This window comes from Clostridium putrefaciens, from assembly GCF_900461105.1.
Taxonomy (GTDB): Bacteria; Bacillota; Clostridia; order Clostridiales; family Clostridiaceae; genus Clostridium_L; species Clostridium_L putrefaciens.
Window position 1 is genome coordinate 1,577,546 of sequence record NZ_UFWZ01000001.1, and the last position, 12,585, is coordinate 1,590,130.

The 12,585-nt window shown below is 27.6% G+C and carries 8 protein-coding genes; all 8 read right to left on the reverse strand.

Annotation, left to right across the window (positions count from 1 at the left end):
• Positions 1-78 precede the first annotated feature (78 nt).
• The 8 genes from DY168_RS06860 to DY168_RS06890 all read right to left on the reverse strand — a co-directional run bounded on the left by DY168_RS06860 (position 79) and on the right by DY168_RS06890 (position 12,584).
• Complete coding sequence (locus DY168_RS06860) at positions 79-4,059, reverse strand: helicase HerA domain-containing protein (protein WP_242984074.1); 3,981 nt, start codon at positions 4,057-4,059, stop codon at positions 79-81.
• 176 nt (positions 4,060-4,235) lie between these two features.
• Positions 4,236-5,255, reverse strand: a complete 1,020-nt coding sequence (locus DY168_RS15005; RefSeq protein ID WP_242984075.1) for a hypothetical protein — start codon at positions 5,253-5,255, stop codon at positions 4,236-4,238.
• A complete protein-coding gene (gene dptG / locus DY168_RS06865) occupies positions 5,236-6,621 on the reverse strand; it encodes a DNA phosphorothioation-dependent restriction protein DptG (RefSeq protein WP_115641091.1) in 1,386 nt (461 codons plus the stop codon). Before dptG ends, DY168_RS15005 begins: the two co-directional genes overlap by 20 nt.
• 3 nt (positions 6,622-6,624) lie before the next feature.
• On the reverse strand, positions 6,625-9,000 hold the full coding sequence (dptF, locus tag DY168_RS06870) for a DNA phosphorothioation-dependent restriction protein DptF (RefSeq protein ID WP_115641092.1): 2,376 nt from the start codon (positions 8,998-9,000) through the stop codon (positions 6,625-6,627).
• Positions 9,001-9,151: 151 nt separating this feature from the next.
• Positions 9,152-9,550 (reverse strand): HIT family protein, encoded by a 399-nt coding sequence (locus DY168_RS06875; RefSeq protein ID WP_278286370.1) that lies wholly within the window; start codon positions 9,548-9,550, stop codon positions 9,152-9,154.
• Between the two features lie 54 nt (positions 9,551-9,604).
• Positions 9,605-10,177, reverse strand: a complete 573-nt coding sequence (locus tag DY168_RS06880; RefSeq protein WP_115641093.1) for a nitroreductase family protein — start codon at positions 10,175-10,177, stop codon at positions 9,605-9,607.
• Between the two features lie 216 nt (positions 10,178-10,393).
• Complete coding sequence (locus tag DY168_RS06885; RefSeq protein WP_115641094.1) at positions 10,394-11,281, reverse strand: GNAT family N-acetyltransferase; 888 nt, start codon at positions 11,279-11,281, stop codon at positions 10,394-10,396.
• Between the two features lie 103 nt (positions 11,282-11,384).
• Positions 11,385-12,584 (reverse strand): FprA family A-type flavoprotein, encoded by a 1,200-nt coding sequence (locus DY168_RS06890; protein WP_115641095.1) that lies wholly within the window; start codon positions 12,582-12,584, stop codon positions 11,385-11,387.
• Between the last annotated feature and the right edge of the window lies 1 nt (position 12,585).

Consider the following 12,585-nt stretch of genomic DNA (forward strand, 5'->3'; position numbering starts at 1 on the left):
TTCTTCAATAAAATTTAAATCTGGACATTAATATACAAGCCTCACTCCTTATACAGCTCCTTTATTTTAATGTTTGATTTATTGTTTTATTAATTCCCAAAAAGCCCTATCCTTCATATAAACAGCTCTATCACTATCCCCCATCTTAACCAAGCTATAATGTTTATTCAAACTCTTAATCTTATTAAATAAACTTTCATCTTGTTGTTTACTTTGAGTATTAAATATATATCTGACATCTTTATTGTTAAGGTCAGCTACATTATGGATTACCCAAGTCAAGATATAGTTTGCATAATCATTTTCTCCAGTGGAGAAATGGCTAAGTAATTGAGTCGAAAGTATTGTTCCTACTCCAAATTCTCTTCCTTCTTTTAGTATCTTCTTTAATGAATCAAAGTTCTTACTTAAGAAGTTATCTGCTTCATCTACTAATACTACTTTGTTTAATTGTCTTAAACTTCCGTCTATTTTGCTATGTCCATATGCCTGCATTTGTGAATAGAATAAATCTAATGTTATTGCTACCACAAGATTTTGTATTCCTGGATCATATCCTGATAAATCTATTACTGTTACTCCATCTATTAAATCAAAAAGACTCTTAGTTTCAAATGGATCTGGTTCAAATATTTCAAAGTCTATTAAGTTGCTGAATGCAGCATATAAACTATCCTCTTTTAAATCTTCCTTACTAACATATATATCATATACATCCTTAAGTGTAGGTGCTGGATTATTCCATGTATCAGGTTCATTTTTAATTATACCTCTCTTTTCATAGGCTTCCATTATTAAATCTCTTAATAATGTTTCTTGCTTTATTCCAAGTCCAAATGCCTTTGCTAAGGTTTCTTTTAGTCCATTAGCTATATGTAATGGAAGCATTGGTTTTGAGTTAGCTGCTTTAACTACTGATAATGGATTAAAAGGTAAATGATATAATTCAAATACTTTTGCATCTGTAGCATCTAGAAAATCCTTTTTGGATTTATTATAATCCCCTTTATAATCAAATATTAATATTCCAACATCTTTTTCATCTAAATTATACTTAGACTGTCTATGAATTTGAGTTATCATTGATTTAGTAAACTGTGTCTTACCAGTTCCCATTGTTCCAATTATTCCAGTATTGCTATGCATTAATTTATTAGTATCATTAGGACACCAATATACTTCTCTATTATTCTTTTGATTTACACCAAATAAAATCTCCATATTTCCTACTTCTTTTTGTTCTTGTGAGCTAAGCCTTTCTTCATTTGAAGTTTTTAATTCTGCTACTTCTGCTATTCTTTCTTCCTCTTTAGTCTTTATAGTATATACTAATTCTTGAGGTGACTTTTCAATAGTTTCTTCAAATTCTACTTCCTCATCCTTAATTTTATATACTAATTTATTTATATCTGAATTTAAATCTGTTCCCTCTACTTCAATACCATCTACTAATTCACGTATTTCTCGAACACTCTTAGTTATAAAGTTAATTCCATCTTCTTCAGACATTTCAATAACCATAACTCCATATTCTACTCGTATATCATTATATAAGTTACCCTTCTTAAATGATATAACGGCTGCTTCTCCCATAGATTTTTCTATAGAGTTATTTATTTCATATTCTTCATTAAGTAGCTTTCTTCTTAAGTCCGAATCAATTACACTCTTCCAATTTTCTTCACTACATACATCATAAAGATTAAGCTTCTCTGCACTTGTTATCACTAATTGCATTAAGAAGTTACGATATATCTTTTTGGTACTACTTATATCTCCATTTTCATCTTCTGATAAAGTTTCATTGAATATTTTCTTAGTAGATTTAGCTTGTTCTATACCTTTTTGAATATATGAAGAATTATTTTCTCCTATTTTAACTTCTATTGGATAATAATGAACAAATATCTTATCTTCTACCTGCTCTATCCCTACTAAAAGAACATCATCACTTGTTGCACCATTTTTTTCAAATCCTAAGTTTTTAGCAGAGAAGAAACCTTCTGTTTGCTTGAGCCCAGCCCCTCCTGATACCCTAAGTACTTCTTCTAAGGATATTGGAACCCATATAATATTATCCTTCTTAAATTCAGCAAGAGCTAATTTTATAGCAGATAATATACTTATCTTTTCTTTTGGAATAAAGGACTTGCTTGATAATAATCTTAGTAACCAATCTCCATTAACTGCATTGAACATATTTATTATATTTGATGAATAATTATGTGCATTTTCAATACCTTTTTTAGTTAAAAATTCTTCAATAACGCTTTGATATGGTCCTGATTTTCTTGTAACTGTTATGGCATCATATCCACCTGCTGTAGTATATTGATCACTATAATGTATAATTAATAAGTCCTTAGCATCCGGATCATTCTTAAAGAAGTTTAAATCCACCTTAGGATCTATAAATGTTATCCAATGACTAGATTCATAAATAGCTTCTAACGCTGTTTTACTCTTATTAGGTATTGATATTGCCTTACACTGTTTACTGCTATATGGTTCTCCACCAATTGCTGCATTTAAAGCATTAAGGTTAACTGCTACTTTCATTAAATCATTATCTTTATTTGCATATTTCGTGCCAAATCCAGTTCTATAAGAATCCCCTAAGAATACTGATGGTACACCTGAAGTTAATCCATTTAATATTATTCCTGATGTAATGTCATCCATAATTGAAGTTATAGTTTTTACATCATTGTTCATTTCTAAAAATGTAATATGAGCGTACTCTATTCCATCTGCTAATTTCTTTGCATAGAAATGAACCTTTTCTCTATATAAATCCAATACATCTTCTTCAGACATAGTGCCTACATTTAAATCTAAGCCATAAGTTGCTTTTAAATCATTGATGTCATCATTGAAAGCTACCTCTTCAAAAGCATTAGTAATACTTTTATTTGAATATATAAATAAGTCTATTGGTAAAACATCTCTAGTTTTATTTGATTTTAATTTCTTAATATAATATTTAAATATTCCTTGAAGAATCTCTTTGCTATCACCTGTATTCACTAAATTAATTCTTATAGGTGCATTATTTCCCATACTGAACATGTAGTTAAAATGTCCAACAAACTCATCTATCTTTTCATTAACTAACTTAGATACAAAATCTCTTGAGCTTTTATATCTTGGAAGAGTTTCATCAACATAATACTTCCATTCTGGAGAATGATGTTGCTCCATTGGAATATACAGACTATTATTATCGTCTAATATATATGGCAGCAGATATGTTGAAGTAAATTTCTTAATAATTTCGTCATCCATGACTTCTTCACAAGTTTCCTCATTTATATGAATTTGGTAAACCATATTTAAAGGATGAAGTGATGTAAGCATTAATTCTTTATCTTCAATTTCTCTTTTTATAACACCAATTTTAAATAAATCTTTTTCCTCTCTTGTAAGGTATGAGCCTTCTTCTATTTCCTCTAATGACTTTATATATATATATATAAACCTTTTATATAACACTCTTAATTCATCATTTAAATAAGCTAAACTTGGCAATTTATTTGAAAGACTAAAATATCTTATAATTTCACCATAGGCTATCTTTAATTCTGAATTTAACTCTAAATTCATAGATTCTAATCCATCATTAGATTCAATAAAATATATTCCTTCACTCTCTATTATCTGTTTCTCAAGTTGTAAGTTCTTTCTAAACTCATCTCTAGTAAAATATTCTTTGGTTCCATGTTGCAGCTTATTTTCTCCAGCTAATCTAAAGTCACATTTCTTCTCTCTTTTTAACTTCCATATCTTCATACCTTCAATTGGAGCAATCTTTTCACTTGTCCCCATTATTCCAATAGGTATTAAGCATTGATTCACCTTTAAATTAAACCTAGAAAGATCACTATCATTTTCATATTCAAAATTATCGCTAACTTTTACTATTACACTTTCATCTTCATTAACTTCAATTGTATGATTATTATACTCAACTTCATGTTTAACTGACTTTTGAGCATACTCATTAAATACTATATTTGAATCATTTGTATTTACTGAAATATAATTATTTTTGCCTTTCATAATAATTGAATACTTTGTTTTTATGCTCTCTAAATATTTTTCATCACATTCAAGCATTACTATTTTAAATTCAAACTTTACATTCTTATCATTTCTATAAATTATCTTGTAAAAATCAATATCTGCCTCTGATTTATGAATAATTGATTTTAATCTTTTTCCTGATGCTACTACATCTATATTTCCTTCAGTTTTTTTATGAAATCTTTGTATACTGTACCATCAAAATTAAATTCTAACTCTACACTATCAGCGGACGTTTCATTAAATACTATAATATTTCTAGTTCTAGATTTAACTTTAGATGTACCTTCTTCTTTGTCCCATTCTTGACTACATGGCTTATATACTAATGGTATTTCGTCTATTCTATTTTCTATAGATTTTTTCACTTCTTTATAATCAACAAATTTCCAGTGTTCATTCTTTAATTTATCTATTCCTTTTTCATCAAAATATCTTTCTAATTGAGTTTCTGGGTTTCCATAATTATGAATTTCATCAACTCTGTTGTAGTAAGTTGAATTCTCATCTATTCTCTTTTTCAATTCTTTGCCATTGCAATCTTTTAGCTTACTATCATAAAAAAGACCAAAGTTCTTATATTGTTCCTTTTCAATACAAGTTCCATTTATTATTTCTAGTAAATCTCTATACTCAAAAATTGAAATATTTTCACCAAATAACTCTTTATTTTTTCTTTCTAAGTCTAATTCTATAATAGCCTTATCTACATCAGTAAACTCTGAAGTTGCTAATCTTTTTCTTATATCCTTTTGAATAGAATTTATATGAAAAGGCATTCCCTCTTTGCTAAATGCTTCTGTTCCACCCATAATGCTATCAAGATTAGTATCATGAATAAAAAGTATTGCCTTATCTGTATACCCTTCTTCTAATCCAACCATATTTCTAAGTCTAGTTAAAAAGTCTGGCTGAACATCATCAATCGTTGCTGCTATTATAAGCTTTACTTTATTAAAGTCTAAAAGATATGATTTATATTTAATCTCCCCCTTACTATCTTTATAACAATACTCCTTAGCTAAAGTATTATTTTGCAATTCCTTATATAGATCTCTTACTTGTTCTTGCTTTTCAAATTGAATATTATACTTAGCACCTGAAGTTAAAGGGTTTTCACAGAAAAAGTGTATTATTTTGCTTGATAAATAACTATAAAACTGATCTAACATATTGTGCATCCCCGCTATCTGATTTCTTTTCTAATAAATTTAATTTTTCATATAACTGTACTATCTTAATCTTTGAATCCCTATCAAAAAACATTCCTCTCTTTTCAAATTCATTAAATAATACACTTAATTTTAACCTTTCATTGTTACTTATACATATTTTAGTCATTAAAATTATATCTTCCTCAGTTAAATTTAAATTATAACCAAGTGAACCTCTCTTCTTTGAAAAGTTCTCATATACAAATCTTATGTACCAATTTTTGTAAGCCTTATTTGCTCTAGTTCTACTAGACTTATTAAATTGATATTGAATAGCTTCAAATAACTTATATACTTTACTAAAAGCTTCGTTTGCACACTCTCTATCTTTTTGCTTGAAAGTACTCCAATCCTTATCCATTATACGACTTGTATATCCGTTATAAATAGTTTCTATTTGATTTGAAATATCATTTTCATCCATTAAGCTAAACATATTGAAAAGTTCTACATATCCTAGTTGCTCATCTAAGTTGTGATGATTTAAAAATTCTAAGGTGATGGCATGAGAAAATAATGAATTTACATTATTCTTAAGTAAATCCCAACCAAACTGATATGCCATTCTATTCTTAGATGTACTTTCCCAGCCTAATGTATAATATATAGTTTCTGGTTCAGTCAAATTTGCCTTTTCAAATTTAGATAATTTCATAGATAATTGAGATACATAAAACATATAGTAATATTCAATAAATCTCTTTAATGAGTTTTTATATAAGTCGTCATTCTCTATAAGAAATTTAAAATCTTTTATAAACAACTCTTTTACAAATGGTAAATAACATTTATATCTCTCATTTTGAAAATATTTATTTTTTAATTCAGGTAAATCATTTAAAACTAATTTGTATAATATATTTTCTACTTCTCTATCATAATGCTCTACAATTGAAGCTTTTAATTCCTCATCAAAAAATATTGAATATAAGAACTTAGCAATTTTTTCATCCGACTTTGTCGATGATATATAGTTTATAGTTTTTATATCAAAGTTAACTAGATTTTCTTTATCTATAAACATAGTCTTAACTATATCTCTAAATACTTCTTTACTATTATCGCCTTCAAATTGTCCAATTTCATCTACAACATTCTCTATAAACTCATTAAAATTAAATTCACTTTTTAACTCTTTATCACATATATATCGAGAAAATGCTCCTATGACACCATCAAAATTTGAAACTAATGTTTTTTCATTTGCTGCATAAGGTAATAATTTAAATTGATTACATTGACTATGAGTTAACCCACTATCTTTAAATTTAAATGTAGTTTCAATTTTTTCAAAATCTATCTTATATTGCTTTTCTTCATTCATAATCTATATCTCCACAAATCTATAAAATTCGAATTCATTATCATATTCTAACTTATACTTTTTATTAATATGTCTGTTCTTTTCAGTGAATACAAGACTCTCATTTTGCGAACCTGTTTCTTCAAGTTTATTAACAAATTCGATAAACTTAATAAAATAATTCTTGTCCTTTTTATTAGGTCTATATCCATCAATAACCTGTATCAATAGTTTATATAATGCAAAATCCACATCTATTGCATAAGCTTTTCCCAACCTCTTACTTTTATATTTTAAATTTAAGGTTGTAATAAACTTTTTAAGGTTTGTTTCATCACTATTAGGTAAATTGCTTGTATCAACCTTTAATTCAAGTTCTTCACTTACCTTATATTTAATTTGATTTTTACCCGTAAAAATATTAATTTGATCCTTATCAGCTTCACCATTCCATTTTATAATCCCATCTTTTACATTATCATATAAACCTTTAAGCGTTGCCTTATCTCCTTTATTCCATAAATATAAACTCATCATATAATTTCCATAAATAGGATCCTTTAAAGAGAATATATCTCCCTTTCCACAAACATAATAGCTTCTTATAAATAATTTTAATAATTCATATCTTATATTTCTATCCTCAGTTTCTTCAAAATTTATCTCATTAATTTTATCAATATAACCCTTTGGATAGTCGATATATTCTTTAAAGTATGACAATATACTTGCAGAATTATTAAATTCTATTATAAAATCATCTACTTTTTTATTTCTAACATTTAGAGGATCTAAACTATTTAAGGCTTCAAATATAAATGATAATTCCTTATGATTAAAAATTATATTAGGCATAAGTGACTTTATATAATCTAAATTATTAAGCTTGTAAATATGATTTTTAAATATTGGAGAATTAACATCAATATATGATCTTGGAACTATTAATTCATACATAAAATTTATTAATGCTCTTGTTGAAATGATAATTTTATTTTTTATAATGCATTGGACCAATAAATCTACTATGGCTTTTTGTACCATTCCATTGCTTAGTAATTCATAATTAGCTTTAATAGGACAACAACCACAATTACTGCATTCAGTACAGTTTCTTTTATATGAATTATAAAAAATATTAAGCTCTGATGAATCTGTGATTTTAGTTATTAAAGATTCTATATAACTTGAATTAACTTGTCCATCTTTTAATGTAAATATATTGTAATCACTAAAATTCACAAATTGAAATGAACTATTTTCATCAAAACTACTCTCATCAATACTAGTCTCTAAAATCTTCTTATCCTGAACATACTTTTTTAAAACAGAAAATCTTTCTCTATATTGAGAATCTATAAAGTTATTTAATGTTCCAAGATTAATAGCTAATATAAACTTTTCATTACTTTCTTCTATCTTTTCATCACTAAAATTGTCTAAAACTTCATTTAAAGTATCCATTGATGTTTTATTTGGTTCTAAACTCTCTGTAGCATCATTGTGTAGGGTAAAATTTTTCATAATATCTAAATGTTTATTATTAAAATAAGATATTATATGCGATTTACCATCTCCCACACTACCACAGACTAAAATCAATTGTGCGCTATTAGATGTATTTGCTTTAAGTATTAAGTCTTCTAATTCCTTTTGCGCCTCTCTTTCAATGTGCATGTACCTTTTAAAAGGAGTAAATTCGCCTAATCCTTCAACTGCTTCTTTTGATGACTCCTTTAATCTAGATAATTCTTGTATTAAACACTTTTTATCTAGTTCTTTGTTATCAATAATATCTTCAATTATAATATCCTCAAAAATCTCTTCTGATTCATCTTTTCCATCAATATTCAATATTTTATCTATTTCTTCATCATTTTTATCAACTACTTGTGTTTTTGATATTGTCTTTTCCATTGTCTCCATCTTTTTTATTAAGTCTGATATCATTTCTGCATTAATGTGTATATCTTTACTTTCTGATGGCATTGGGCTTTTATATGAAGCTGCCTCAAAATTATAATCAATATAATTTTCAACAAACCAACAAGTAATTTTATAAATATTTTTATGTATATTTAAAGCGGCTTCTAATTCCCCTTCAATGTCGGTATGAGCTGCTTTATTCCCAATCATTCTAACTATATGAAATAGTTTATCTATTTCACCTTCCAGTACCCCATCATCTTCTAGCTTTCTTAATCTTTCCGCTTGGGTAATCAAATTTAATAATCCATGTCTTTCTAAATTAGATACTTCTTGAGTTAAATATTCAACAAAAGTTCGCCCTTTAATAATTGCACTATGTGGTGATGTAAATAATGCTTTATTAAAGTCTCTTATATAATTATTTAAATATCTATAATTTTTATCTAAATAACTAAAAACATCTCTTTCCATATTATAGATTTAATCTCCCCTCTAATATTATCTATCATAAGTTTCTAATCAAAATATAAATTCTTATACTTTACATTATTAGTATTATCTTATCACAATTAAGCAATGCTTTACATCATAATATCTTTTATTTATAAAATACATTTTCCTATTACCCATCATACTCTACTAAAGCCTCTTTGAAGTTCCTAATACCACCTCTTGGATTACTAACATCCCCTTCATATCTTGGTATCAAGTGCACATGTAGATGGTTTATAGTTTGTCCTGCATGATATCCTACATTAATACCTATATTATATCCTGCTGGTTCATATTGAATATCAAAGATCTCTTTTACTTCATGGAGTAAGCTATATATGGCTTTAACCTCTTCTTCACTTGCCTCAAAAAAGTTCATAAAATGCCTCTTAGGTATGATTAAACAATGACCTTCATTTACTGGGAAGTGATCTAATATAGCAAAGGTGTATTTGTTTTCTGCTATTATTTCTGATTTATTGTAATTACAAAATATACATTCTGACATGATTTTTCCTCTTTTCTTTATGTATTGTTCTTAATTAACTATATCATAATATTTATAATATATATTATTAGTTTCCTAAATATCTAAAATTATATCTTGAAGCTTTCTTTTTGGCACATAATGATTACCTTCTTCATCTCTATAGTATTTAATATCTCCATTTAAATCTATATCTTCAAGGATTACAGTTTCCTTTGGAGTTCCAAGGGCAATTACCATTAATATTTCATAATTTGAAGGCAAATTTAATGCTTTAGAAAGCTCTAGCTTATTAACTGAACCAAACATACATCCTCCAAGGTCTTTTTCTACTGCTCCTAAAAGTATATTTTCAGCTGCTATACCATGATCCCAAAAATAATTATTACTAATATCTTTATCTTGAAGCATTATTATATAAGCTGCTGGTCTTTCCCCTTTTTCTGGACCGTTCCATTCTTTAAGATATCCCGCCCATTTTATATTGTCAAAGACTAATTTATTTTTCTCTTTTGTATTTGATAGTACATATTTAAGGCTTTGGAGGTTACCACCTGAAGATGATATTCTTGCTAGATCAATAAGCTCCACTAAAACCTCTTTTGAAATGCTTTCATCCTCATAAAATCTTCTGTAAGTTCTGTTTTTTAATATTAAATCTTTAATCAATTAAAATTCCACCCTTCTTATAATTCTATGTTTTATATGTTTTATATGTTTTGTGGATTTTGTGATTTTGATATTCCAGTGCTTTCATATATTGAGTATAATAATGAATCTTGCATCTAATGAATTTGCAATTTGTAAATAAATCAAAAATATCTTTTTCATTTATTTAACTACTTTTTGAATTCCCAGATAAATTACGTCATAACCTTAATCATCTTATAAACTCGATTTTTTCATTGTCACTGTTTCTGCTAAACTTATAAAGCCTAACTTATTGTAAAATATTTCTGCATCATTTCCCACTGTAATATTTAATCTAATAGCCGGATAATCATTAGCTGCTAAATTCAATGTTCTTTTTATCATTTTTGATGCTAATCCTCTTCCTTGAAATTCAGGGTGTACAACAAAATCCAATATATAAGGCAAATCATTAACCAATCCAACTATACATGCAGCAATTAATTTATTTGTTGAAATATCATAAATTAATGTAGACCAATCATTAGTAACATTCATACAACTTATATGATTAAAATACACATTTACATTTGAAACTTGAAAATCATAAGATTGAGATGCAATGTATGAAAATTTATTTTTTCTATACGCTTCATAATAAAGCTCTGCCATAGCTTCAGCATGCTCTTTTTGAGGACTTATAATTTTATATTGTTCTTCAAAAGTTACATTAAATTTATTTGTTGCACAAACCATAAGTTTATTAACTTCCTTAATCTTATATCCAAGACTTTCGTAATATTCAATTGATTTTAAATCTGCATCAGGAATTTCTATTTCCTTACCCTTGTCAGATACAGAATCAACATATAAACTTAACTTCTTAATTAATGTCTTCTTATCATTAAATGGTGGTATAGTAAATACACATTTAAGCATATTTGCTTTTACAAAAGCTCCGCCTACTCGATTATCATCTTTTGTCACCCAATAACAAAAATCTACTTTTGTGTAACGGTTACATTCAGCTTCAAAGCTTAATGGCATCCATTTGTTAAAGTTACTTAGTCTATAAATGGCATAATACTTTCCCCATTCTTTTGGATCAGCTTTACAAATTTTATATTCTTCTAGATTACACATAATATTTTATCTCCTTTTAATATTAATATCCACATAAATATATAAAAAGGCCAACTCTGGAGTTTTGTCCTTGAGCTGGCCTAAATTTAGGTCTTTTCTAAAATTACTTTATTGACTGTATAATACTATCTGCAAGATCATTCATTGAATCTATGTCATGTTCTTTCATTGTGGAATTAATTGACACCTCATTATCTAAAATAGTCATTTCTTTCATCCCATCTAAATGTTCACGCATAAGCTTTCCAGATTTAGGTGCCCATGAGCCATTTTCTATGATTGCTACTTTACGTTTTTGAAGATTTAATGCCTTCATATCCATTATATAATCTAGCATTGGTGGATAAATATTTAAGTTATAGGTTACAGATGCAAGAACCAAGTTGCTATATTTGAATGTATCAGAAATCAAATATGAAACATGAGTTTTTGAAACATCATACATAACAACATTAGTCATTCCTTTTTCTACAAGCCTTGTTGCTAAGTTATAAGCTGCAGATTCTGTATTACCATACATTGTTCCATAAACTATCATTACACCTTTTTCCTCTGGTTCATAAATGCTCCATTTGTTATATTTATCAAGCAAATATTCTAAATCGTCACGCCACACAGGACCATGTAATGGGCATATAATCTTAATGTCAAGACTACTAGCCTTCTTTAATAAGGCTTGAACATGTGGCCCATATTTACCTACAATATTTGTATAATATCGTCTAGTATCATCAATCCAATTAGAGTCAAAATTAATTTCATCTTTAAACAACTTGCCATCTAAGGAACCGAAAGCTCCAAATGCATCAGCTGAAAATAGAACACCGTTGGTAGTATCAAATGTTACCATAACTTCTGGCCAATGTACCATTGGAGCAGACATAAATATAAGATTATGCTTTCCAAAGGACATAGCATCCTTATCTTTAACTTCTATTACCCTACCATCTACATTAAATCCAAACTGCCCCATAAATAAATAAGCTTTGTTACTACATATAATCTTCATATCGGGATAACGAAGAATAAGCTCTTCAATACCTGCCGCATGATCTGGCTCTACATGGTTTACTACCAAGTAATCTAAAGTCCTATCTCCTAAAACTTCATGAATATTTTCAAGAAACTGCCTACAAATTGACCAATCCACTGTATCAAAGAGTACGGTTTTCTCATCTAAAAGTAAATATGAGTTATAAGATACTCCTCGTGGGATGGGATGAATATTTTCAAAAAGAGCTAGTCGGCTATCATTGCCACCAACCCAATAAAGATCCTCTACTATTTTTCTAACACAATGCATA